At 45.2% G+C, this 24360-nt stretch carries 18 protein-coding genes and 2 tRNA genes; 11 read left to right on the top strand and 9 right to left on the bottom strand.

All coding sequences use genetic code 11. From position 1 onward, the window contains the following. Positions 1-65 precede the first annotated feature (65 nt). The 3 genes from L0659_RS10355 to L0659_RS10345 form a co-directional block, all read right to left on the bottom strand. A complete protein-coding gene (locus tag L0659_RS10355) occupies positions 66-428 on the bottom strand; it encodes an iron chaperone (RefSeq protein WP_235125884.1) in 363 nt (120 codons plus the stop codon). 243 nt (positions 429-671) lie between these two features. Beyond that, positions 672-745 (bottom strand) — tRNA-Asp (locus L0659_RS10350). A gap of 31 nt (positions 746-776) precedes the next feature. After that, positions 777-853 (bottom strand) — tRNA-Asp (locus tag L0659_RS10345). A gap of 163 nt (positions 854-1016) precedes the next feature. On the opposite strand from L0659_RS10345, the gene L0659_RS10340 reads away from it, so the two are divergent. The 4 genes from L0659_RS10340 (at position 1017) to radC (ending at position 5327) form a co-directional block, all read left to right on the top strand. Continuing rightward, positions 1017-2117 carry a Nif3-like dinuclear metal center hexameric protein gene (locus L0659_RS10340; protein ID WP_235125883.1) on the top strand — a complete coding sequence of 367 codons (1101 nt, stop codon included), beginning with the start codon at positions 1017-1019 and terminating at the stop codon, positions 2115-2117. A 101-nt stretch (positions 2118-2218) separates the two neighbouring features. Further along, positions 2219-2965 carry a zinc ribbon domain-containing protein gene (locus tag L0659_RS10335; RefSeq protein WP_235125881.1) on the top strand — a complete coding sequence of 249 codons (747 nt, stop codon included), beginning with the start codon at positions 2219-2221 and terminating at the stop codon, positions 2963-2965. Between the two features lie 63 nt (positions 2966-3028). Continuing rightward, entirely contained in the window at positions 3029-4564 is a 1536-nt protein-coding gene (locus L0659_RS10330) for a tetratricopeptide repeat protein (RefSeq protein ID WP_235125879.1), read from the top strand. Between the two features lie 58 nt (positions 4565-4622). Next, positions 4623-5327: a RadC family protein gene (radC, locus tag L0659_RS10325; protein ID WP_235125878.1), complete on the top strand. Its 705-nt coding sequence runs from the start codon at positions 4623-4625 to the stop codon at positions 5325-5327. Here radC and L0659_RS10320 read toward each other — a convergent pair whose 3' ends face one another. The 4 genes from L0659_RS10320 to L0659_RS10305 all read right to left on the bottom strand — a co-directional run bounded on the left by L0659_RS10320 (position 5328) and on the right by L0659_RS10305 (position 8767). Continuing rightward, positions 5328-6143 (bottom strand): DUF3298 and DUF4163 domain-containing protein, encoded by an 816-nt coding sequence (locus L0659_RS10320; RefSeq protein WP_235125877.1) that lies wholly within the window; start codon positions 6141-6143, stop codon positions 5328-5330. A gap of 25 nt (positions 6144-6168) precedes the next feature. Then, on the bottom strand, positions 6169-6903 hold the full coding sequence (locus tag L0659_RS10315; RefSeq protein ID WP_235125876.1) for a LytTR family DNA-binding domain-containing protein: 735 nt from the start codon (positions 6901-6903) through the stop codon (positions 6169-6171). Positions 6904-6950: 47 nt separating this feature from the next. Continuing rightward, positions 6951-8018, bottom strand: a complete 1068-nt coding sequence (locus L0659_RS10310) for a sensor histidine kinase (RefSeq protein ID WP_235125875.1) — start codon at positions 8016-8018, stop codon at positions 6951-6953. A 104-nt stretch (positions 8019-8122) separates the two neighbouring features. Next, entirely contained in the window at positions 8123-8767 is a 645-nt protein-coding gene (locus L0659_RS10305; RefSeq protein WP_235125874.1) for a histidine phosphatase family protein, read from the bottom strand. 85 nt (positions 8768-8852) lie between these two features. Here L0659_RS10305 and L0659_RS10300 point away from each other — a divergent pair, with 85 nt between their 5' ends. The 7 genes from L0659_RS10300 to L0659_RS10270 all read left to right on the top strand — a co-directional run bounded on the left by L0659_RS10300 (position 8853) and on the right by L0659_RS10270 (position 19794). Further along, positions 8853-9278: a hotdog fold thioesterase gene (locus L0659_RS10300; RefSeq protein WP_235125873.1), complete on the top strand. Its 426-nt coding sequence runs from the start codon at positions 8853-8855 to the stop codon at positions 9276-9278. A gap of 45 nt (positions 9279-9323) precedes the next feature. Further along, a complete protein-coding gene (locus L0659_RS10295; protein ID WP_235125872.1) occupies positions 9324-10571 on the top strand; it encodes a chorismate-binding protein in 1248 nt (415 codons plus the stop codon). Positions 10572-10717: 146 nt separating this feature from the next. Next, the gene (locus tag L0659_RS10290; protein ID WP_235125870.1) at positions 10718-11815 is read left to right on the top strand and encodes an efflux RND transporter periplasmic adaptor subunit; all 1098 of its coding nucleotides are present in this window, start codon (positions 10718-10720) and stop codon (positions 11813-11815) included. A gap of 38 nt (positions 11816-11853) precedes the next feature. Then, entirely contained in the window at positions 11854-14949 is a 3096-nt protein-coding gene (locus tag L0659_RS10285; protein WP_235125868.1) for an efflux RND transporter permease subunit, read from the top strand. A gap of 90 nt (positions 14950-15039) precedes the next feature. Beyond that, positions 15040-16323: a TolC family protein gene (locus L0659_RS10280; protein WP_235125867.1), complete on the top strand. Its 1284-nt coding sequence runs from the start codon at positions 15040-15042 to the stop codon at positions 16321-16323. 176 nt (positions 16324-16499) lie between these two features. After that, a complete protein-coding gene (locus tag L0659_RS10275) occupies positions 16500-18905 on the top strand; it encodes a TonB-dependent receptor domain-containing protein (RefSeq protein WP_235125866.1) in 2406 nt (801 codons plus the stop codon). A gap of 49 nt (positions 18906-18954) precedes the next feature. Next, positions 18955-19794 (top strand): S1 RNA-binding domain-containing protein, encoded by an 840-nt coding sequence (locus L0659_RS10270; RefSeq protein WP_235125865.1) that lies wholly within the window; start codon positions 18955-18957, stop codon positions 19792-19794. Positions 19795-19833: 39 nt separating this feature from the next. Here the strand turns inward: L0659_RS10270 and L0659_RS10265 are convergent, their stop codons facing one another. Together L0659_RS10265 and L0659_RS10260 are read right to left on the bottom strand one after the other, a co-directional pair. Next, positions 19834-21090, bottom strand: coding sequence for an amidohydrolase family protein (locus L0659_RS10265; RefSeq protein WP_409019071.1), 1257 nt, complete (start codon positions 21088-21090; stop codon positions 19834-19836). A gap of 91 nt (positions 21091-21181) precedes the next feature. Then, positions 21182-24208 carry an amidohydrolase family protein gene (locus tag L0659_RS10260; protein ID WP_235125863.1) on the bottom strand — a complete coding sequence of 1009 codons (3027 nt, stop codon included), beginning with the start codon at positions 24206-24208 and terminating at the stop codon, positions 21182-21184. Between the last annotated feature and the right edge of the window lie 152 nt (positions 24209-24360).

The raw sequence follows: 24360 nt of genomic DNA, 5'->3' as shown, positions 1-24360 counted from the left end.
AAAAAGAAAGGGGCAGCAATGTTATACTGATCATCGCACAAGCTAAAAAGCAAGGTTAGAATTTATTAAGACTGGCTTTGTTCGCCAAGTCGCCATGCAACAATTTTTGCAATCAGATCCAGGGGCATCGGCTTGTCCAACGGTAAGTGAACGGATCCTTTTGTGCCTTTATAACTGGAGAGCTCATCCTTCAAGGAATCTGCTATTGCTGCAGAAACCGGATACAATGCAATGTGTTTCTTCCAGGCCGCGAAATAAATCAGATATGAGCCATTGACATTAAATGTAGGCATATCATAAGAAATAGTTTCCTCCGCCATCGGCGCAGCTGCCCTGATTGCTATTCTGATCTGCTCCAATGCATGCTGAACATCCGCAGGGAATTTAGCAATGTATTCGTCGATGGTTTTAGGTTTTGCAGTGGGCATGTCGAGGCGTTTAAGAAACTCTAACTTAAATCTGACCAAAAAAACTTGTAAATGGAAGGCCTAAACCCCTGAAAACGAAAAAAGCCCAGATTTCTCTGAGCTTTCTGCGGTCTGGCGGGGCCGGCCTTCCGGCGGGACTCGAACCCGCGCCCCATGCGTGACAGCCTGCGCGGCCCGGGCATGTATTCTAACCAACTGAACTACCTAAAAACGAAAAAAGCCCAGATTTCTCTGAGCTTTCTGCGGTCTGGACGGGACTCGAACCCGCGACCCCATGCGTGACAGGCATGTATTCTAACCAACTGAACTACCAAACCAAAAAAAAGAACTTCAAACTTAACTTGTAACTGGCGGTCTGGACGGGACTCGAACCCGCGACCCCATGCGTGACAGGCATGTATTCTAACCAACTGAACTACCAAACCAGATTACAATTTCACAGCACTTTTCTGTAAAACGTGGTGCAAAACTAGTACTATTATTTTCCGTTGCAATACTTGGGACACCAATTTAGTTATTTTATTTGCAAATTAATAGTGCCGAAATAATGAAGAATCTGAAAGTGAAACAGTTGTAGCTAATATAAAAATGACATTAATAAAAGAAGTTATCCAGGTTCTCGAGCAACTCGCTCCGCCGGCATACCAGGAAAGCTACGACAATGCCGGACTTATCGTAGGATCCGGGCAAATTGAAGCAACAGGCGTGCTATTGACATTAGATGTGACGGAGGAAGTGATCGCGGAGGCCATTGAGCGGAATTGTAATCTTATAGTTGCGCACCATCCGATTGTTTTCAAAGGGCTCAAAAAACTAAACGGCAAAAATTATGTGGAACGCACCGTTTTGAAAGCCATAAAAAATGATATCGCTATCTATGCCACACATACCAACCTCGATCATGTAACCAATGGCGTCAACTGGCAGATTGCCAATCTGTTGGGACTGGAAAACATTCGCGTTCTTGCACCAAAGAAGCAGATCCTTTCTAAACTTACATTTTTCTCACCCGTCGAAAATACGCAATCGATCCTGAACGCCCTTCACGAAGCTGGCGCCGGGAACATTGGCAATTATTCCAATTGCAGCTTCCGTACGGAAGGAACAGGGACGTTTTTGCCGAATAGTGCGGCTAATCCGGTCATTGGTGAAAATGGAAAACAGGAAGAGGTCAACGAGCATCGCGCTGAGCTTATTTTCCCTTCATATCTGGAATCAGCGGTTGTTAACACCTTGAAAAAGGTGCATCCTTACGAGGAGGTGGCCTATTATCTCCAATCGCTGGAAAATGAAAATCAGGACGTGGGGGCTGGCGCTGTTGGTGAGTTGCCGGAACCAATAGAAACGGATGATTTTCTGCGGTTACTTAAAGACAAAATGCACTTGCAAGTCATTAAGCATACAAAACCGGTCAGAGACAAGGTTCGGCGAATCGCCGTTTGTGGCGGCGCCGGGAGTTTTTTGCTGCCAAATGCCATTGGATCGGGCGCTGACGTTTTTGTAACTGCCGATTACAAGTATCATGAATTTTTCGACGCCGAAAACAGCATTGTGATTTGCGATATCGGTCATTATGAAAGCGAAGTGTTTACGAAAAATTTACTGTATAACTATTTATCGGGAAAATTTCCTAATTTTGCACTCTGTTTGTCAGAAGTCAATACCAATCCGGTACGATATTTTGTTTAAGAAAGTAATTTCGTCAACTTATTATCTGATTTACTGTTGTAAAATATACGGCTGACTACCTTCACTTATTACGCATTGAAACAAGTCCATTAAAGACATACATGGAAAACACAATCGCACAAAAATTAGATGCTCTCCTGAAATTGCAGGAAATTGATTCAAGCCTTGACGAAATACTAAAAACGCGTGGTGATCTTCCTGAGGAAGTCCGGGATCTGGAAGATGAAATTATCGGCTTTGAAACACGTTTAGGCAAGTTTAGAAGCGAAATTGCCAACCTGAACACTGAGATCGACAATTTCAAAAATGCTCAGAAAGAAGGCGAAAAACTGATCAAAAAGTACAAGGATCAGCAAATGAATGTTCGCAACAACCGTGAGTATGATGCGATCACCAAAGAAATTGAATTGCAGGAGCTTGATATGCAATTGGCTGATAAGAAGATCAATGAAGCCAAAGCCCGTATCCGCCTGATCGAAGATGACGCTAACCGTGCGGAATCCGTTCTGAATGAAAGAAACGAAGATCTGAAAGCGAAAAAAGGCGAATTGAACGTCATTACAAGCGAAAGTGAAGCTGAGGAAAAAGGACTGATTGCAGAGAGAGATAAGCATGTCAAGAAAATCGAAGACCGCTTATTGAAATCGTATCAGAAAATCCGTGATAACTCAATGAATGGTCTGGCTGTCGTGCACGTGTCACGCGGTGCTTGCGGCGGATGTTTCAGCATTGTTCCTCCACAACGTCAGGCTGACATCCGTGAGCGCAAAAAACTGATCGTTTGCGAACATTGCGGACGTATCCTTGCAGACGTTGAAAGTGTTGAGCCTGTTCATCAGCGCAGATAACATTTCATATAAAAAATTAAGAGGTTGTCTTACCCGGACAACCTTTTTTTATGTGCTTAAAAGATGATTTGGAAAAGTAACAGGCATATCCCTGCACTTGCATTTGCGAGACAAGCCATCCTGGCTCTGCTGCTTGCGATTACTTTTTCCGTGGACGCCGATGATCTCCACTATGACGTCATCTTTACGCCAAAGCTCCAAAAGGCTTATTTTGACATTCAAAAATTAAAGTTACCATCTGCAAGGGCATTGATCGATGCGGAGCGGAGCACTGAAAAAACCAATGCGTTTATCCCCTATCTGGATAACTATGCTGATCTGCATTATTTGCTGATTTCCGAAGATAAAAAGGCTTATAAGGAACTATCGCAACTGGAAAACCCACGTCTCGAGGCCATTGGAAATTTACCGGATAATTCTCCATACAAAAGATTCCTGCAAGCTGAGATCAGAATGCACTGGGCATTTGCTAAACTGAAATTCGGAAATGAAGTCAGCGGGTCGTGGGAAATCATTAAGGCTTATAAGCTGATGGAAGAAAACAAAAAACGCTTTCCGGACTTCTTACCAACATTAAAATCCCTTGGGCTTCTGCATGTCCTGATCGGTTCTATTCCTGAAAATTATGGCTGGGTTACAAAGATACTTGGTTTGAAAGGCAACATTCAAAATGGCATTGAAGAGCTGCGCATTGTAGAGAAGGAAGTGCCTTTTTTCAGGCAGGAAGCAGAATTGATTGACTTATTACTGCACGCCTACACACTACAACTCTCCCCTACCCAGCAATCACGCCTGAGGCAATGGCCCAAGCAGCAGCCGGACAACCTGCTCATCCACTTCTTTGCTACGACAGTGTTGATGAAGGAAGGACGAAGCGACGAAGCAGCACATTATCTTGCCGAGGCGCCATCCGGAGATTCCTACATTTCTTTTCCGTTTTTAGAATATTTAAAAGGAGAAATTAATTTACAAAAAGGCAGTTATGAGCAAGCTGCCGAACATTATGCACTGTTTTTGAAAAAATATAATGGCTTCAATTATATCAAAGACAGTAATCTTAAACTATTTATGTGCCATTGGCTTAATGACAAAGATCAGGAAGCGAACATCTTCATTCAAAAAATCAAAACAACCGGCAGTGCAATCATTGAAGCGGATCAGCTTGCGGAACGGGTTGCCGCAGAATTTCTTTCCGGAAAAATAAGTGCGCGACAAAAAGTCCTGTACAAAGCACGTTATGCAACGGATGGAGGCTATCTGAAAACTGCGGCAGCGCTCATGGAAACGGTTACCGAAAAATCATTCGTATCAACCGAAGAGAAAGCGGAGTTCAATTATAGAAAAGGAAGGATTCTTCAAAAATCAGGTCAGCCAGCATCTTCGATTCCTTATTACAACCGCGCGTTGACCATTGCGAAACAAGAGGCTGCGGGCTTCGGAGCGGCCTCTGCGTTGCAACTGGGCTACATTTCACTAGATAAAAACGACAAGCCGAGCGCCGTTGCTTACTTCAAAAAAGCAATGTCATTTAAAAAGCACGAATACAAAAACAGCATTGACAACAAAGCCCGCGCCGCGCTCACAACATTGGGGCAATAAATTTTTTGTGACCATTTTCATGGAACCGCGTCTAAAAGGAAAAGCCATTATTTCCTTTATGTCAAAAAACGGATACAAAAACCCTCTGAAAATTTTAAGCTGGTCTGAGGAAGACCGCCCGCGCGAAAAATTCACACGCAAAGGCCGGACCGCATTGTCCGATGCGGAGCTAATCGCCATTCTCATCGGATCGGGAACGCCCAGCATGTCCGCTGTGGACCTGGCCAAGATCATTATGCAAACCTGCGGCGACAACATCAACGAACTCGCGAAGGTCTCTGTCAACGATTTGAAAAAACATCCCGGAATAGGCGAAGCAAAGGCGATCACGGTGTTGGCGGCATTAGAACTCGGCCGTCGGCGAAATGACCTCATCGGAAAGCAAAAACGGAAAATTACGAGCTCGAAAAGCGTTTATGAGGAAATGAAGCAGTATTTGCTGGATAAGCCCAATGAGGAATTCTGGATAATTCTGTTGAATAGGGCGAATCAGGTTATGCGGTGTGTTCAGATCAGTGTGGGTGGCGTTTCGAGCACGTCGGTTGATGTGAAAGTGATTTTCAAACTGGCTGTTGATAACTTGGCGAGCTCGGTTATCTTGGTCCATAATCACCCGTCCGGGCAGCTTGTGCCGAGCACGGCGGATTGCGCGCTCACGACGCAAATAAAAGAGGCAGGCCAATTGCTCGACATGCCTGTTTTGGATCATATGATCTTTACCGATAATGGTTATTACAGCTTCATGGATGAAGGCGCAATGTGATCAGAAAACCTTATCCCGGTCAATCACACCACTCAGCTCTGCATAAGGAATTGTAAAATGAATGGCCCCGCGTGCATAGGCAGCGATTTCGTAAGGATTATAATAAAACAAAATACCAGCAGGCGTGAAGACATAGGCCACAGGCAGCACAAACTTGTGATTAAGCAGGAAATAACCGGCCTCTTCCAGGTCGGTTTCTGCGCTTAGCTTTTCTGTTTTTCTGAATGCTTTGTCAACCAGACTTAGCAGCTTCGTGGAATCGGAAATAAAGTCCTTCATCTCGATTTCTTTTCCTGTTTCGGTGCTGAACGCATGATAGGAACGGAATGTGTTGGGATGCGCGCCGCCCGTGAATGCGTAATGATCAAGCTGGTAGAACAATACTTTTGGAGTAGAATAAACCGTATCGCCTTTTAACTCTACTTCCCAGCAGCCCGGTGCATCCGGATAGTCCTTTTTGAAGTCGTTGTAATTTTTCTCAAAAACTTCAAAAGCACTTTTGATACTCCTGCTGGCTTCCGGATGCGCAGCAATGCTGGCAGAATCGCCGTAAGAATTGATTCGCAACAAGGATTTCTGTGTCAAAACGGCACGGATCTCTTTTGAAAGTTGTGACGAATCGGTCGGCTCCCAAAGATTGATTTTAATGGACACTCCTTTGTTTCCGATAGTATCACAGCCTCCGAAGTCAGTTTTACTTTTGCTGCCCGACAACTTCACCGTTCCGCTTTCCGCCCGTTCCTTATCGCCGGAATTTTTACAAGCCGCGAACAATGACATTGAAAGCAGAAAAAGACAGATTTTTGATAAACGCATATATTGTTGATAAATGAACATTGAACTACAAACTCATCAGCTCCTTGAAACGGATAGCCTGACGACGCGAAATCTCGATTTTGTCACCTCCTTGCAGCGTAACAAGCAATCCGCCGCTAAACCAGGGCTCAATTTTTTCGATCCAATGTAAATTTATAATGTGCTTGCGATTGGCGCGGAAGTAAGTGTTGGGTTCCAGGCGCTCTTCAAGATTGTTCAGTGATTTCAGGACCAATGGTTTTTGATCATCAAAATGCAGACGAACGTAATTTCCCATGGATTCAAAAAGACGGATCTTGCCTAATTTGACAAACCAGCATTTCTCGCCGTCCTTTACAAAAACCTGATCATTTTCGCCAAGCACTTTTTCTGCGCGCTCGTGCGCTTGGGCAGGTGTTTCCGGCTGCGCCTGATTTTCTTCAATGCGATGGATCGTATCCTTTAAACGCTCTGAATCAATTGGTTTTAATAAATAATCTAACGCATTGAATTCAAATGCTTTGATCGCGTATTCGTCATAAGCAGTTGTAAAAATCACTTCCGGGGTTTTTCCCTCGATGGACGAAAGCAGCTCAAAACCATTTTTACCCGGCATTTGAATGTCTAGAAAAAGCAATTCTGGCTGTAATTCTTCGATCATTACCAAAGCTTCTTCTGCATTGGCGGCTTCCCCTACAATGTCAATCTTGGTATAAGGTTCCAGTAATCTTTTCAATTCGTTTCTTGCAAGGCGTTCGTCGTCGACAATAAGAGTCCTCATAACAGGTCAGTTAGGAATTAAATGAAGTTTATAATTGATGTAAGCTGTCAGTTGCGTTTTCCTGTCTCCTCACCCACCATCATCACGCCTTCCGACAACATTGGAATCCTTACTTCGGAGCAAACCACGTCTTGTTTCTCCTGAAAAATGCGGAAGGTTGCGCCCTTACCATATAAAATAGACAACCGCTCGGCCGTATTTTTTAAACCAACGCCTCCTGAATCCGTGTTACCCAAATTTCCGGAATTCAGAATGGTTATGATCAGCAGTTCGTTTGCAATTTCCGATTTTACATCGATAAATCCACCACCCATTTCCTTTGAAACGCCATGCTTAATGCCGTTTTCAACCAAAGTTTGCAGCATCATAGGCGGGACTTGCCAGTAAATGGCTTGCGGATCTGTGGCTATGGAATAACGCAAACGATCTTCATAACGCACTTTTTCGAGTTCCAGATAATCCTCAACAGTTCTCAACTCTTCTTGTAAGTCAACTGTTTTGCGCCGATCAGCCAGCAAAGAATTCCGTAAAATGTTGGATAACTGGGTAATACTGAGCTGCGCTTTTTTGGGATCTTCATACACGAGCGCCCGAATGCTGTTCAATGCGTTGAATGTAAAGTGAGGGTTCAGCTGCGAACGTAAAACCTTGGCTTCTGCCTCGCGCATAGACATTTTAAGCATGATCTTCTCATAACCCGCTAGCCTGGTTTGTTCTATATAATGATAAACTGTGTAGGACAGGATCCAGGCAAGTAGGTTTTTGCACCAATTGGCGTAGTAACCCCAGAAAACGAGCGGCTGATTAAGCAAATTCTGTTCAAGCACTTTCCGGTCCATTGGCTGGTTGACCAGCGTCATGATCAACCCCAACAATAACACTGAACCGATCACGCGTAACGCAAGCCTGGGAAGCGGCAATGAGGACCAGTTCCACTTCTGGATTACAAGCCTGTAAACATGTGTGAGACAAATGCCAAGAAGAATGTTCGCCAATGCCGTGTAAAACACACCAGCCTCAAAACCGAATTCGAGCGCATAAGGTACATACTCGAACATGATCAGTAAAGTCCAGCCGAGAATTTGTAACGTCCAATAAGTACGTTTTTTGGACATAAAGTTTTTTCTGTTGTGCGGTTTGAACTTTGGCAAATGTATCCGTGTGAACTGCTGCTCAGTTCATAAATACACCAAAGGAAACGAATGTACACAAACGGTTTTTACAAAGTTTGAGGAATTTCGAGAGACAACAGGTGGGTAATGTTGTTGGCCACTTCGAGCTCAAACTTCCCTGTGTCGTAAGAATAGTTGATTTTATATAAACACAGGTTACTATGCTCGTAATCATCCATATTAATAAGGGGCTGATTGAAAAGCGTGGTAAGCAGCACCCGCATGGCGCGGCCGTGCATGGCAATCAGGATATTTCTTTCGTGCGGACGGGAAAGAATGGTCTCTATCACCGGGATCTGGCGCTCGCGCACGTGCAAAGGGCTTTCGCCTTCCTCTGCTGCAAGGTCAACCTGACCGTTTTTCCAGGCGGTCACCAATTCGCGGTAATAGTTGTTATCGCCTGTATTTGGTTCGCGGCCTTCGCGGTTTCCCCAGGAGATTTCATTAAGCCCCGCATAACTTTCGTGAGGGATACCAAGCCTGATGAACCCACGAACGGTTTGATGTGTTCGTTTTAAATCAGAGGTGTAAATTTTGTCAAAAGGAACATGTTGGTAAGCATTAAAAAAGGCGGCAGCCTGGGCTTCGCCCCATTCATTCAGCAAGGAATCAACACCACTTCCCTGAACCACTCCCCTGCGGTTAAAATCCGTTTCGCCGTGACGAATGAGGTAGATAGACTTTCTTTTCAAGATAATAGGATAATTTAAATATTAATTTTGCAAATACCTTGTTATTAGCCTTTATAGCAAATACAAATTTATACATTTTTTAGATATGTTCACCAGATCCATTACGCTTGATGCACTTCATTCTTTCAGTCAGAACACAATCTCTGATCATCTCGGAATTGAGTTTACGGAGATCGGGAATGATTATATAACTGCAAGAATGCCAGTGGACAAGCGTACACACCAGCCATTTGGAATTTTACATGGCGGCGCATCTGTTGTTTTGGCAGAGACACTTGGGAGCATTGCATCATTTCTATGTTTGCCGGATCCAGAGAAACAACATGCGGTGGGTTTGGAAATCAATGCAAACCACATCAGGTCTGCAAAGACAGGATTTGTGTATGGGACTGTGAGGCCGATCCATCTGGGCAGAACGACGCACATTTGGGACATTAAAATAACCAATGAAGAAAGTAAGCTGGTATGCATCAGTCGCTTGACAGTTGCTATTGTGAATGCCGACCGCTGACATTATTTTGCAGGAAAATAACCTAACGATTAGATTAAACACTAAATGCTTTCAGTACAAACCGACACACGATTTTCCGTATTTGAGGGATTACAGGTTGAGGAACTTTGGACAGCATCCAGACAATTAGGATTTCCGTCGGCATTATGGCGATTGCCGCACAGGAACGAAATCCAGCTGCTGATCTCGGTCCGGGAAGGAATACGAAAAACCCAGCCGGAGCTTGAAAAACTCTCGCCGGGCTTCGTTGTGAGCAATTTTCACTGGGAAACGAACGAGGAAGTGCTGTTTCTGGAAGGCGACATTATCCTGACTTTTTCCGAAGACAACAATTTAGAGGACATTGAAAACAATATCAGCGAGGAACATCCCGATGTTATAAAACTGGTAAGCCTGGCCGCCGAAATTGCAAAGGACGCGAACCCGCAAGCTTATCACAATGCCATCCCTATTAAGGAATTATCGGATCTGAGTGCTAGTGACCGTTTTAAAAGGACTGTTGAACTCGCCGTGAATGCCATTCGGCAGGGGCAGTTCAAAAAAGTAGTTTTATCCAGAACAAAAGACTTAGCCTATTCTGAGAACTTTCAGCCTGCCAAAGCATTCTGCAAGCTGGCGAAAGTATATCCGCATGCATTTGTTTCACTCGTTAACCTGCCCGATCACAATGAGTTATGGCTCGGCGCGAGTCCGGAAGCATTGGTGCGCCAGGATTCCAATGGCATTTTCAGAACCATGTCGCTGGCCGGGACACAGAATGCGCGTAATGAAACGGGTGAGCTTATCCCGAAGTTTGACATCCGTTGGGGTGAAAAGGAGATTGAGGAACATGCGTTGGTAAGCCGCTATATTGTTGAATGTTTCAAGAAAATCCGTTTGCGGGAATATACAGAAACCGGCCCTAAAACGGTGCTGGCTGGCAATTTGTACCATTTAAGAACTGATTTTGAAGTAGATACAGCGGCGCTGAATTTCCCCGAACTCGCCTCTGTCATGCTTAAACTGCTACATCCTACCTCAGCAGTGTGCGGCGTACCAAAACTTCCGAGCCTGAAATTCCTTACTGAAATCGAAGGTTACGACCGCTCTTTTTACAGCGGCTTTATCGGCCCTGCACAAGTCGGCGGAGATACTAATCTTTTTGTAAACCTTCGGACGGTCAGGTTTAAAGAAGGGAAAGCTACATTTTTTGCAGGTGCCGGAATCACCGAAGATTCCATTCCTGAGCGCGAATGGGAAGAAACGGAGATGAAATGTGATACGCTTCTGAAAGTAATTGCCCAGGAATTCTAAAAATATATTTTCTGCTTTTAAACTTTTATAGTAGAAAAAAGTCCAATAGGTTTTAGATTAATATATAATTTTGGGAAAGACCCGAATTTCGATATTATTCTCAACAAACGACCCCTAAACCAAAAGCTCTGGAATTAATATTTTTTATGAATTCAAACACCAAGTCTGTTTTTCAGAAAATACCAAATCTGAATAAAACCCTCTCATTTGTCATCATCTCGGGTACGCTCCTCTTCACATTTTCATGCAAGGAAAAAAAAGACACTTTTCAGGCGAAAGGTGGCGGTGGACCAACAATTGTCGACGTCATCATTGTCAAGTCTGATAAAGTAAGCGATAAGGTTGAAGTCAACGGAACAATTGTTGCTAATGAATTTGCCGAACTCAGACCAGAGGTAAGCGGGCTGCTCACATATCTGAATGTTCCTGAGGGCCAGACGGTTTCCAAAGGCACAGTTATAGCAAGGATCAACAACGCCGATCTGCAAGCACAACTGAACCGCACTAAGGTGCAGCTTGAACTGGCGGAGACGACTGAGAAACGGTTGAAACAGCTTGTAGCCGTGAACGGCATCAACCAGGCAGATTATGACCTGGCTGTCAATCAGGTTAATACATTTAAAGCCGATATGGCTTACACGCAGGCTTTGATCGACAAAACCATTGTTCGTGCGCCATTTACAGGGGTAATAGGTTTAAGAAAAGTAAGTGAAGGTTCTTTCGTGACGCCAACGAACATTATGGCTACAATGCAGCAGCTGGCTAATTTGAGAATAGACTTCACGATCCCGGAAACGTATCAAAAATATGTCCGGAAAGGCGCAAATGTGGAAGTGCTCCTGGACCAGAATTCAGGAAAAAGGGAAAGTGCAAGAATTATCGCACTGGAACCGCAGGTTAACCAGTCCACTAGGAACATTACCGTGCGTGCTGTGCTGAATTCCGGCTCAACCAGCCCGGGTTCTTTTGCCAAAGTATATTTGAATGCGAGTACGAATAAGGCCAGTATCCTGATCCCTACAAACTGCATTATCCCGGAAGCAATGGGCAAAAAGGCGGTTACCGTGAAAGGCGGCAAAGCGGTTTTTGTGGACATTCAGACTGGTGACAGACGTGAAGAAGTGGTGGAAGTGACGAGTGGCCTGAGCGTTGGGGATACCGTAGTTGTTTCGGGCGTGTTATTTGCCCGTCCTGATGCTCCAGTGAAAGTGAGAAGCGTAAAAAGCTTGAATGTTGTGAAGTAATTACGGCGGTAGAACAACTATTTCCTTGAACCTGACCTATGAACATTTCTGAATTATCATTAAAACGGCCCGTTCTGGCCGTAGTCATGAACCTGCTCATCATCCTTTTTGGTGTTGTAGGTTATAACTTTCTCTCACTCCGCGACTATCCTGCCATTGACCCGCCGGTTGTAAACGTCCGTACGAGTTACACTGGCGCAAACGCCGACATCATTGAAAGCCAGATCACTGAGCCACTTGAAAAAAGTATCAATGGTATTCCCGGCATTAAAAGTATCAGCTCATCCAGCCAGATTGGTTCCAGTAACATTACTGTTGAATTCAACCTGGAATCGGATCTTGAAGGCGCTGCTAATGATGTTCGTGATAAAGTAAGCCAGGCTCAGCGTAACCTGCCTCAGGATGTGGATGCCCCGCCGGTGGTGAGCAAAGCTGATGCGAACAGTGATTTTATCCTGCTGCTTGCCGTTCAAAGTCCTTCCAAAGGTCTATTGGAATTGAGTGAATACGCAGAAAATGTATTGCAGCAAAGCCTTCAAACGATTGACGGTGTAAGTGCCATTAATATTTTCGGGCAAAAGCGTTATGCCATGCGCATTTGGCTGGATCCTGATAAAATGAGCGCCTATGGCATTTCTTTCAATGATATTTCAACAACATTAAGCTCAGAGAACGTCGAGTTGCCCGCCGGAAAGATCTATGGTGCCAACACCGAGCTGACGATCAGGACGATGGGCCGGCTTACGAGCGAAAAAGAATTTAGTGACTTGGTTATCAGGAATGACACCGCCGGCATTGTGCGCCTTGCGAATGTCGCCAAAGTGGAATTGGGCCCTGAGAATGAGGAACAAAGCTGGAAATACAATGGCATGTACGCCGTAGGGCTTGCCGTAATTCCACAGCCGGGTGCCAATTATGTGGAGATTTCGGATGAGTTTAATAAAAGACTTGCCGAAATCCAGAAGTCAAATAAATCGGACATTACATTCAATATCCTGCTGGATAATACGAGACTGGTTCGCCAATCTATCCTGGAAGTTGAGGAAACCTTGCTAATCGCGTTTTCGCTGGTGGTAATCGTTATCCTGTTCTTTTTCAGGAGCTTCGTCGTAGCCATCCGCCCGCTGATCGACATTCCGATCTCGCTGGTCGCGACCTTCTTTATCATGTATCTGTTTGGGTTTTCCATCAATATATTAACCCTGCTCGGCATTGTACTGGCCACCGGACTTGTGGTGGATGATGGGATTGTAGTCACGGAAAACATTTTCCGAAAGCTCGAAAGCGGCCTTCCGATAAGGCAGGCTGCATTGGAAGGAAGCCGTGAGATCTTTTTTGCCGTTATTTCGACATCGCTTACCCTTGCCGTTGTGTTTCTCCCGGTAATTTTCCTCGAAGGTTTCGTCGGGAGTTTGTTCCGGGAATTTGGTATTGTAGTTGCCTCTGCGGTTTTGATCTCTGCATTCGTTTCGCTTACGATCACTCCGGTTCTGAATGTGTTCTTGAATCGCAAAGGAGCTGGGCACGGCTGGTTCTATAATAAGACAGAACCATTTTTCACAGGGATGGAAGATGGATATAACCGGTCATTACGCGGTTTTATGAAAGCGCGCTGGATTGCCTGGGTGCTTGTTGCAGCTTGTGGTGTCCTCATTTATTTTACCTACACCAATCTGCAAAGCGAGCTTGCACCGATGGAAGACCGGAACAGCATCCGCTTTAACCTGTCCGCACCGGAAGGAACTAGTTTCGACCAAATGCAGCAGGTTTCTGACCAGCTTTCCAACTTCCTGAACGACTCTATTCCCGAAAAAGCATTTACATTCTCTGCAACGCCCGGTTTTGGCGGCGGCGGCGTCAACAGCGGCACGGCGCGGATTGGTCTGGTGCCGGCAGGTGATCGCAAGAAAAGCCAGAATGATCTTGCACAGGAGATTAACAAGAAGCTGGCCCGTTTTAATGATGCAAGAATTTTTGCAACACAAGAACAAACCATTGCGGTAGGCCAGGGTTCAAGAGGTGGCTTACCCGTTCAGTTTGTGCTTCAAAACCTTGATTTCAATAAGATTTTTGATGTTTTACCAAAATTCCTGGAAGAAGCACGGCAAGACCCGACATTCCAGAATGTTGACGTTAACCTGAAATTCAATAAACCGGAGATTAGGCTTACAATTGACCGCTTGAAAGCCAGAGATCTTGGCTTGTCGACGACAGATGTGGCTGGTGCGATCCAATCTGCATTCAGTGGAAGACGGCTTGCTTACTTCATCATGAATGGCCAGCAATATCAGGTAATCGGACAAGTGGAGCGTTCTGAGCGGAACAAGCCTGCGGATATTTCCAAGTTGTATGTCCGGAACAATCGCGGTGAAAATATTCCTTTGACAGCAGTTGTACAAATGAAGGAAGAAAGCGGCCCTCCGACGATCTATCACTATAACCGTTACAAAAGTGCAACCGTTTCGGCCTCATTGGTAGAAGGAAAAACCATCGGCGATGGTGTAGCCGCCATGCGCAGGATCGCCGCGAAACTGCTGGACGAATCATTCCAGACTTCCCTAACCGGCTCTTCGCGTGACTTTGAAGAAAGTTCTTCCAACACAAGCTTTGCATTCGGGCTGGCCTTACTCCTTGTATATCTGGTTCTTGCAGGACAATTCGAGAGCTTCACCGATCCATTTATTATCATGATCACGGTGCCGCTCGCATTGGCGGGAGCATTGTTAAGCCTTTATCTTTTTGGGTTAACCATCAATATTTTCTCCCAGATCGGGATGATCATGCTCATTGGGCTGGTTACCAAGAACGGAATTTTGATCGTAGAGTTCGCTAATCAGAAACGGGAACAGGGCATGGGACGAATGGCGGCGGCAGTGGAATCGGCCACGCAGCGCTTACGGCCTATCCTCATGACGAGCCTTGCTACGGCTTTCGGTGCGCTACCGATTGCAATGAGCCTGGGAGCTGCTGCTACGAGCCGGGTTCCGCTGGGCGTGGTGATTGTGGGTGGTTTAATGTTCTCGCTGATCCTGACATTATTCGTTATTCCAGCAGTTTACACGTTCATTTCACCGAAAAACCATAAAATGACCGAGGAACAGAAAATGGCCGAAGAGCTCACGGTTCAACATTAACAGCCATTTTTCCTGAAATTTTTATAAATCAACTATTGTCTTTGCATGAACCCGCTCCTGATTTTGAAATGTAAGAAAAACCTTTTATTAATGCTCTTGCTGGTCAGTAGCAGCGCATTCTCGATGCAGGCAGACAGCCTCACGATCACCTTGGAGAATGCGATAGCGACGGCGCTGAAAAACAATTATGAAATAGAAATTGCTAAAAATAACGTCGAAGCCAACACGCTGCTTAATAATTATGGTGTAGCGGGAGGCTTGCCGCTGGTAACAGCCCAGGCTTCAAATACGGAGCAGATTACGCAGATCAACCAGAAACTGACGGACGGAACTGAAATCAGCCGGAATGCGGCAGCGGGTAACAACACCCAGGCAAGTTTGAATGTTGGGATTCTGCTTTACAATGGAAAAAGGGTTGTTTCGACAAAAAAGCGCCTCGCTGAACTTCAAAATCAAAGTGCAGAATTGCTTAACTCTCAGATCCAGAACACCATTGCGCTCGTTATGACGAGTTATTATGATGTCGTTCGGCAACTAAGCTATTTAAATACTGTAAGAACCTCGATTCAAGCATCCGAAAAAAGGCTGGAAATACTGAAAGTGCGTAAGGAAGCAGGTATGGCGAACAATGCAGACCTTTTTCAGGCAGAAATTGATTTAAATACATTGAACCAAACTTTTCTGGACCAGCAAATGGTCGCCCAGGTTGCCAAAACAGAATTGCTGCGCATCCTCACCCTCGATCCCAAGGTTGCCGTAACCATTAAAGACACCATTACGGTCGACAATAACATGAAGCTGGAAACGGTCATTGATCGGATCGCGGTGAATGCGGACGTTAAAGCGGCGGACCACCAGATTCGCATTAATGAATTGATTGTGCGGGAAACGGCAGCATTAAGATATCCTACTGTGCGTTTTAACACAGCCTATAACTATTCCAGAAACCAAAATGCGGCGGGTTTTACATTGCTAAACAGGGCCGTTGGTCCTAATGCCGGCCTTTCGCTGGTTGTTCCCATTTATAACGGTTCGGCATTTAAGAGGCAGCAGCAGGTGGCCGAAATCAATACGGAAAGCGCAAAGCTGCAACGCAGTTCCATTGTACGCGACTACAATGCGGGCGCAGTGAAAATGTATCAGACTTACCTGAGCTCACTTCAACAGCTTGAAACTCAAAAACTGAACTATAACCTCAGCAAACATCTGCTCGATCTGACATTGCAGCGTTTTGAATTAATCCAAGCCACGATCATCGACGTGCGTGAGGCGCAGCGGAGTTTTGAAGATGCAGGATATCGGATGATCAATCTTAATTATGCGGCCAAGGCAGCGGAGATTGAGCTGAAAAGGCTTAGTAACACATTGGAATAGAATATAAATCACTTTTAGTAAAGGGCTGGCTATCAAATAGTCAGCCCTTTCTTTTTGAGCTGTAAGGAGCGTTGTTGGCATAGGTTTTTCTCCATTTCATTTATCAAGATTAAAAAGAGATTAAACCTTTCACGTTTTCACTCATCTAACAAACTTACTTCCTTCAACTTAACGTCATGAGAAATTTCCGGCTCCCCTTTTTCCTATTGCTTTTGGTTAACCTGCAAAGCTTTGCACAAGAAGAGCCGGCGGAGACTTTCTCAATTAAAGGCAAATTGGAGGATGGGGACAAGAATCCGGTTTTGTTTGCGAATGTTGCGCTTTATTCAGCCAAGGATTCGACGCTCTCCGGGGGCATTGCTTCTGATGACAAAGGCTTTTTTGAATTCCCTGCTGCACCGGGAAATTATTTTCTCAAAATCACGTATCTCACTTTGGATGAGAAGATTGTCCCCAATGTAAATGTTGCCAGCCAGAACCTCGATCTCGGAATAATTTCACTTAAATCCAATTCAAAAGTTTTGGAAGAAGTGCTGGTTCGTGGTGAAAAAAGCCAGATGGAATTGCAGCTCGACAAGCGCGTTTTCAATGTTGGAAAAGACCTGAGCAACATCGGCAGTAATGCGTCGGATATCTTGAATAATATGCCTTCTGTGACGGTGGATGTGGAAGGAAATGTGGCATTAAGAGGAAGCCAGAACGTGCGGATCCTGATCGACGGTAAGCAATCCGGGATGATCGGGTTGAACCCGGCGGAAGCATTGCGGCAAATTCCCGGCGACCTGATCGAAAGCATTGAGATCATTACGAACCCTTCTTCCCGCTACGATGCGGAAGGTGAAGTAGGGATTCTGAACATTGTAATGAAGAAAAATATACGCTACGGTTTAAATGGTTCCTTCACCGCAACAGGCGGTTATCCAGCCAATTTTGGCGGATCATTCAATCTGAATTACCGTAGAAAAAAGGTGAATTTGATCGCAAATTATGGTCTCATGTATCGTGAAGGGCCTGGACGGGGCAATTCAAGGCAGGAATACAACAGCGCAGATACGAGTTTTGTGTACGAGCAAAAAACAGCAAGAACACGATCAGGAACATCGAACAACTTCATGGTTGGTCTGGATTATTTTCTGAACAATTTTAATACGATCACTGCCACGGTTTCATACCGTAAGTCCATGAATAACAACAGGTCGCAGTTGGATTACATGGATTATGATTTCAACAATGTGCTGACACAAACTGTCACCAGAACCGAGCGGGAAACAGAGCCAAGAACCAACATTGAAGCAGCATTGAACTATGAAAAGAAGTTTGACAAAAAAGGCCAAAGCCTGACATTCAATTCCAAATACATTATCAGCGACGAAACGGAATCTTCCCGCTATCACGAGTTTTCGAATCTGGATCCGGCAGGGATTATGCAGCGTGCTTTCAACACCGAAGATGAAAGAACTTTCCTTGCGCAACTCGATTACATTCAACCTATTGGGAAAGATGGTAAAATAGAAGCGGGGCTTAAAACATCGATCAGGTTGCTTGACAATGACTTTTCCGTGCATCAGCAGGATGAGCGGATGGACTGGATTATTCTGGATCAATACGACAACCGGTTTGCCTACGACGAAAAAATTCATGCTGGTTATGTGATGGCCAGCAATCAGTTTGGAAAAGTATTCCTGCAAGCTGGGTTAAGGGGCGAATATTCGGATATTACCACCGAACTTAAAAAGACCGATGAGCGTAACCACCGTGGATATTTCAATTTATTCCCAAGTGTGCACATGTCTTACAAATTGCAAGATGCCCAAACCGTGCAGCTGAGTTACAGTTACCGCCTGAGTCGTCCCAATTTCCGGGATCTCCTGCCCTTCTCAAATTTCAGCGATTCCAGGGTCTTCAGAGCTGGTAACCCGTTGCTTAACCCCGAGTTCACACACTCTTTCGAAGCCGGACATTTATTAAATATGCCGAAAGGATCATTGCTTTCGAGCATTTATTATCGCCACAGGCTTGGCGTTGTGGAGAATATTACCTCCGTAGACTCAACAGGTTTTACCACAGTTACGCCTGTAAACCTTTCCACCGGCGATTCTTACGGTTTCGAATTTAACCTGACTTACGATCCCGCCCCGTGGTGGAAACTGACTGGTAATGCCAACATTTTCCGTGCAATCAATGAAGGTTTTTACAATGATAAGGTTTTAAAAAGTGATACATATTCCTGGACAAGTCGGTTTTCTTCACGCTTAACACTTTTCAAATCTGTTGATTTCCAGTCATCATTCAATTACCGCGCTCCCCGGAGAACCACTCAGGGACGTGACCTGGCGATTTATTTTATAGATCTGGGGTTTTCAAAAGACATCTTGAAAGGCAAAGCAACCGTTACAGCGAGCGTGCGCGATTTGCTTAATTCCCAGAAAAGACGCAGCATTGTTGAAAACGCCGGTTACTACTCGCGCTCTGAATTTCAATGGCGCGCAAGGCAGTTCCTGGTAACATTTGCCTACCGCCTGAACCGCTCGAAGGAAAAGGAAAGAATGGATAACAAGGGTGGAGAAGGTGAAGAAGACTGATTCTACGGCTGAAAGCATTACATTTGCGCAAACTTTTGTACCATAGCGAATGCTTTTTATAGGAAAATACAATAATCTCACGATTGAGCGCCTCACCAGCGTCGGCATGTTCCTGAGTGATGTCGAAGGCGAAGAAGTGCTTTTGCCAAATCAATATCTGACGGATGAAATGCAGATCGGCGACACTATTAAGGTGTTCGTTTACCTGGATTCCGAAGACAGGCCGGTTGCGACAACGGAAACGCCCAAAATCATTCGTAATCAGTTTGCATTTCTGGAAGTTACCGACGTTACCGAGCATGGCGCGTTCATGGAATGGGGCCTGATTAAAGATCTTTTCGTGCCTTTCCGCGAACAAAGCACGCCTATGCAGGTGGGAGAATGGCACGTCGTTTTCCTTTATCTCGATCAAAAGTCTTCCCGATTGATCGCTTCTACGAAAATCGACCGGTTCCTGGAAAATGAAAGGCTGACCGTTGCCGAAGGCGATCAGGTGGATTTATTGATTTTTTCCAAATCAGATCTGGGTTACAATGCCATTGTAAATCAGTATCATAAGGGATTGATTTATTCCAATGAAGTTTTCCGTGAAATCAACATTGGCGATTCATTAAAGGGTTATGTCAAAAAAATCAGGGAAGAAAATAAGCTGGATCTGAGCTTGCAAAAGACGGGTTATGAAGTTGTTGAACCAACGGCGCAGTTTATTCTGGATGAATTAAAAAAGGCGAATGGTTTCCTGAACTTGTCGGATAGCAGCTCGCCGGAGGACATTTATAAGAAATTACAAATCAGCAAGAAAGTCTTCAAGAAAGCGATTGGCGGGCTTTATAAGCAAGGCCTGATCAAAATCTCCGATGACGGGATCAGTTTGGTAAGTGAAGATTAAATTAAAAATGCCGGCTCGCGACCGGCATTTTTGTTAACATTATTTCTTTCCGTATTTCACTTTATATTTTTCGTAGAGTCGTTTCTGTTTGTCGTCCAGGTTTACTTTCCCGCCTTTGATAAACGCCATCTGGATGATGTTACCGCGCATATCAAGCATATCGCCAGCCGTCACCAGAAACGAGGCATGTTTTCCTTTTTCCAATGTTCCTACCAGCTTGTCGGCTCCGATAATTTCAGCAGCGTTTTTGGTAACAAATTGCAAAGCCTCTTCCGGCGTCACATTACCAAATCCTGACGAAGTTCCCGCCAGAAACGCAAGGTTACGTGTCCGCCACCATTCATCCGCGTAAGTGATCGCCACTTTCACACCGGCTTTGTGCAGCATTCCAGGTAATTCGTAAGGCATATAAACATTCTCATCAACACGGCCAGGCAAGCGGTGCGTCGGGTTCAGGATTACCGGAATTTGGTTTTCTTTCAGGAATGATGTCACTTTATAAGATTCGTCCCCGCCTACAATGACGATTTTTTTCACACCGTTTTCCTTAGCGAAATTGACAGCTTCAATAATATCCTTGCCATATTCCGCACGAATGTACAAGTTTGCCGAGCCGTCGAAAAGTGGTTGCATCGCTGCAAGACGCAGGTTAACAGGACTTGGCGATTTGGTTTCAGCATAGGCCTTCGCATCCGAGAATGTGGAGCGAAATTTGTTAATTACCTCCTGGCGGTTGTCATTTCTTTTAACCGAAACAGTAAAATCTTCGTAATTAAAATTGCTGGCCAAAAACGGCGGCCAGCTCAGCCAGATCCCATCATTTTTGGCCAGCACGGCATCTTCCCAATTCCATCCATCCGAATAAAAAACCGAAGAAGAACCTGAAATAATGCCGCCTTGCGGAACTGCCTGTGAAAGCAAAATGCCATTGCCGCGCAATGTAGGGATCACTTCCGAATCGGTGTTATAGGCAACCAGCGCCCGCACGTGCGGATTGATCTCACCTACTTCATTATAATCCAGAGTTGCCCTTACCGAAGCAATTTCTTGCAAACCAACCGTCGTATTGAGCGAAATAATGCCTGGGTAAATGTGCTTGCCTTTGGCATCGATGATCTCCGCACCGTTTGCGCTCGTAACCGAACCTGAGGCTCCTACTCCTGTAATAATGCCTTTATCAAATGCAATAACCCCATTCTCAATCACTTGCCCGTTTCCCACGTGAATGGTCGCACCGGTTACAAGGATTGATTTGGATTGGGCAACTGCGGGTGCAGGATTTTGCGCATGGCTCATGGGAATGAGCACAAACCAGCTCAGCACCAGGCTGGTTAGCGGAATAATGGTTTTATATTTTATCATAACAATGAATTGGAATCTGGATGAATTAATGTCCCGTCTCGTGTTCAGTGTGAACGCCAACAATGTCTTCGCAGTGCCACATTTTAGGCTGCGTAGCCTGTGGTTTCTGCGTTGGCTTTCCTTCGGCTTTATCGCCCAGCATCTTCTGGATCAAGCGCTCACGTTCAACAGCCATTGTTTTTTGCTTTTCCTCATCCTTTTTCCGGTCAAAATACACAGTGCCTTCGATCATCGTAAATTCCGGGCGGGCGTAAATCGACAGCGGATGTGCGTTCCATAGCACCAGATCTGCATCTTTGCCAACTTTCACACTTCCAAGGCGATTGTCCACATGAAGCAGTTTTGCAGGATTAAGCGTCACCATTTTCCATGCTTCTTCTTCCGGTACAGCCCCATACTCGACCGTTTTAGCTGCTTCCTGGTTCAATCGGCGCGCCATTTCAGCATCATCAGAGTTAATGGCAACCGTTACGCCTTCGTGATACATTAATGCCGCATTGTATGGAATTGCCTCTTTCACCTCCATTTTGTAAGCCCACCAGTCGCCGAATGTCGAGCCGCCTATGCCGCGTTTCGCCATCTTGTCGGCCAGCTTATACCCTTCCAGAATGTGGGTAAATGTATTGATCTTAAAATTCAGGGAATCAGCCACATGCATCAGCATATTAATTTCCGACTGCACGTATGAATGGCATGTTATGAACCGTTCACTGGCCAGGATTTCTGCTAATGCATCCAGCTCAATGTCACGTCTTGGTGCATTTGCAGTCTGCTTTTTGGAACCCGTGTTATAGGTTTTCCATTGTGCAGCGTAATCTTTTGCACGCAGGAAATGATCAAAATAAACCTGCTCCACGCCCATTCTCGTTTGCGGAAAACGTGTTCTGACAATGTCGCCCCAGTTGGATTGTTTCACATTTTCTCCCAAAGCAAACTTGATCGTTTTCACCTCCGGGATCAGCATTTCCGATTGGCTGGCACCCCATTTTAATTTTATCAACGCACTTTGACCACCGATGGAGTTCGCGGAGCCGTGCAGCAAATGAGAGGTTGTGACCCCGCCAGCGAGTTGTCTGTAAATGTTCACGTCATCCGGGTTGATCACATCACTCATCCTCACTTCCGCAGAACTGGTTTGTCCGCCTTCGTTAATGGTGAACAGCGCAATGTGCGAATGCTCGTCGATAATGCCGCTGGTCAAATGCTTCCCGGTTCCGTCGATTGTTTTTGCTCCCGAAGGTGCAGATAAAGAGTTACCAACCTTCGCTATCTTTCCATTCTGAACGAGCACGTCTGCATTTTGTAAAATCCCTTCTTTCTCATTAGTCCAGATGGTCGCATTTTTAATCAAAACCGTTTCTGCAACGGGTAATGTTTCATTTCCAAAACCAACAAAAGGATAATAAACCGGTCCGGTTTCCTTCACTTTCGCGACGGTCGTGTCTTTTGCCGCCGTCGGCTGATATTTTTCTGAAAGCGTTGCCGACCAGGGAACAACGTTTCCATTTGGCAAACTGCCTTCGCCAGCCAGGTTTGGTCCGGTTAGCCAGCCCGTCAGGCGCGTCGTTCCGGCACTTTTATCAGGCTGGTAAGTCATTGTCAGCAATTTGTCAGAAAGAATGACTTTGGGCGTTATTTTCACCGAATCCTGCACAGTAATCTTATATTCCGGCTTATCCAATGCACCGGTAATTTGCAGCTTGCCAGCAGGCTGATTGTTCACCGACAATGCATAAGTCCCGCGTACATCCGGCGCATTCATGGCAGACAAAACAAATTGCTTTCCCTGGATCCAGTTTTCATAAATCACATTATCCTTCCCAAAAAGATCCCCGGAAGTGATGATAAAATTGGCGAGCAACCCGCTTTTCAAGCTTCCAACCTGCCCTTCCGCCTTGATCAGGCTCGCGGGAATGGTCGTTAATGCTTCTAATGCCTTTTCTTTTGGTAAACCGTATTCAATGGCGGATTTTATATTTTTCCAAAAATCAGCCTTATTTTTCAAGCCTGAAATTGTGAATGCAAATGGGATTTCAGCCTTAGCAACCTCGGATGGGTTCTTAGGTGCCATTTCCCAATGTTTCAGCTGCGCTACACTCACCAGATCCGCATCCCAAGGATCGGCGACGTCGTAGGCTTCGGGAAATTGGAGGGGCAAAATCAATGTGGCTTTTGTGGCCTTAATCTCCTTTATACGTTGATATTCATCGCCGCCACCTTTGATAATGTATTGGATCCCAAATTCATCACCCACCTTATCAGCACGCATAATGCTGTATTTATCATTGGTTTCAAAAAAGGAAGGAAGTGTCTTGATCTGGTTGAATGCTTCCAGCGAAAGATTCGTTTCCTTGGCCTTTTCTGTTTTGGCATACCAATCGGCATCATAATAATTTTGTCTCAGCAACGCCACAACGCCCATTGTGGACGATGGATAGGTCTGGGAAGAAGAGCCTTTGCTGAATGAAAAATGGGCGGAAGCTTTTCTCTTTAATAATGCTCTGTTGGCGGCCTCGTCGGTTAATGTGACTACTGCGCCGTTTCCACGCACAATGCCGTCATGCGGATGAATGAGCACAGTTCCAAAACCGATTTTGCGAAGTTCTTCTGCCTTCTTCGCATCCGGCGTAAACATTAAACTGGCGTCGTTTTCAGGCTGAATGGCCTGGTTCCAGCCAAATGCTCCTTTTTTATTCGATTCAAGCTGAGGCGTTTGCCTTCCGCCAGCCGGTCGGTCCCTTCTTACCTCCGGCATTCCATAATCCGAATCCAGGTCGATCAGGGAAGGATAAATGTATTTTTCTTTCAAATCCATCACCACGGTGCCGGCGGGGATTTTGACTTGCTTGCCCACTTCCCGGATAATCCCGTTTTCAATGAGCATAGTCCCTTTCAGGATTGTGGTTTTGGAATCTACGACGATGTTTGCGTTCGTAAATGCATAGCGCCCGGATCTTTCGTCATAGGCTCCGTTTTGAGGGAAAGTCTCCTGCGCATGCGCGATCACACCGATCGTGAGACAGGTCAGCAGGGCTGATAATTGTTTAAACATATGGTGTTATTTGATTGCAGTTCGGAACTACAATATACAAGTAAAAATGAAAAATCAGCCCGGAAAGGGCATTTTCACAGGAAGTTACAATTGGTGAAGGGAATTGTTATGTTGCCTATTTTTTGCAACTTGTCAATACATTTCTTCATTCT

Origin of the sequence: Dyadobacter sp. CY347, assembly GCF_021502655.1 — a bacterium.
Lineage (GTDB): Bacteria > Bacteroidota > Bacteroidia > Cytophagales > Spirosomataceae > Dyadobacter.
This window is presented reverse-complemented; position numbering and strand designations above follow the sequence as displayed.

What these genes read in the sequence shown, in the direction of transcription:
- L0659_RS10355 (WP_235125884.1), bottom strand. Translation starts at nt 428, where the DNA reads ATGCCCACTGCAAAACCTAAAACCATCGACGAATACATTGCTAAATTC.
- L0659_RS10340 (WP_235125883.1), top strand. Translation starts at nt 1,017, where the DNA reads ATGACATTAATAAAAGAAGTTATCCAGGTTCTCGAGCAACTCGCTCCG.
- L0659_RS10335 (WP_235125881.1), top strand. Translation starts at nt 2,219, where the DNA reads ATGGAAAACACAATCGCACAAAAATTAGATGCTCTCCTGAAATTGCAG.
- L0659_RS10330 (WP_235125879.1), top strand. Translation starts at nt 3,029, where the DNA reads ATGATTTGGAAAAGTAACAGGCATATCCCTGCACTTGCATTTGCGAGA.
- radC (WP_235125878.1), top strand. Translation starts at nt 4,623, where the DNA reads ATGTCAAAAAACGGATACAAAAACCCTCTGAAAATTTTAAGCTGGTCT.
- L0659_RS10320 (WP_235125877.1), bottom strand. Translation starts at nt 6,143, where the DNA reads ATGCGTTTATCAAAAATCTGTCTTTTTCTGCTTTCAATGTCATTGTTC.
- L0659_RS10315 (WP_235125876.1), bottom strand. Translation starts at nt 6,903, where the DNA reads ATGAGGACTCTTATTGTCGACGACGAACGCCTTGCAAGAAACGAATTG.
- L0659_RS10310 (WP_235125875.1), bottom strand. Translation starts at nt 8,018, where the DNA reads ATGTCCAAAAAACGTACTTATTGGACGTTACAAATTCTCGGCTGGACT.
- L0659_RS10300 (WP_235125873.1), top strand. Translation starts at nt 8,853, where the DNA reads ATGTTCACCAGATCCATTACGCTTGATGCACTTCATTCTTTCAGTCAG.
- L0659_RS10295 (WP_235125872.1), top strand. Translation starts at nt 9,324, where the DNA reads ATGCTTTCAGTACAAACCGACACACGATTTTCCGTATTTGAGGGATTA.
- L0659_RS10290 (WP_235125870.1), top strand. Translation starts at nt 10,718, where the DNA reads ATGAATTCAAACACCAAGTCTGTTTTTCAGAAAATACCAAATCTGAAT.
- L0659_RS10285 (WP_235125868.1), top strand. Translation starts at nt 11,854, where the DNA reads ATGAACATTTCTGAATTATCATTAAAACGGCCCGTTCTGGCCGTAGTC.
- L0659_RS10280 (WP_235125867.1), top strand. Translation starts at nt 15,040, where the DNA reads ATGCTCTTGCTGGTCAGTAGCAGCGCATTCTCGATGCAGGCAGACAGC.
- L0659_RS10275 (WP_235125866.1), top strand. Translation starts at nt 16,500, where the DNA reads ATGAGAAATTTCCGGCTCCCCTTTTTCCTATTGCTTTTGGTTAACCTG.
- L0659_RS10270 (WP_235125865.1), top strand. Translation starts at nt 18,955, where the DNA reads ATGCTTTTTATAGGAAAATACAATAATCTCACGATTGAGCGCCTCACC.
- L0659_RS10265 (WP_409019071.1), bottom strand. Translation starts at nt 21,090, where the DNA reads ATGAGCCATGCGCAAAATCCTGCACCCGCAGTTGCCCAATCCAAATCA.
- L0659_RS10260 (WP_235125863.1), bottom strand. Translation starts at nt 24,208, where the DNA reads ATGTTTAAACAATTATCAGCCCTGCTGACCTGTCTCACGATCGGTGTG.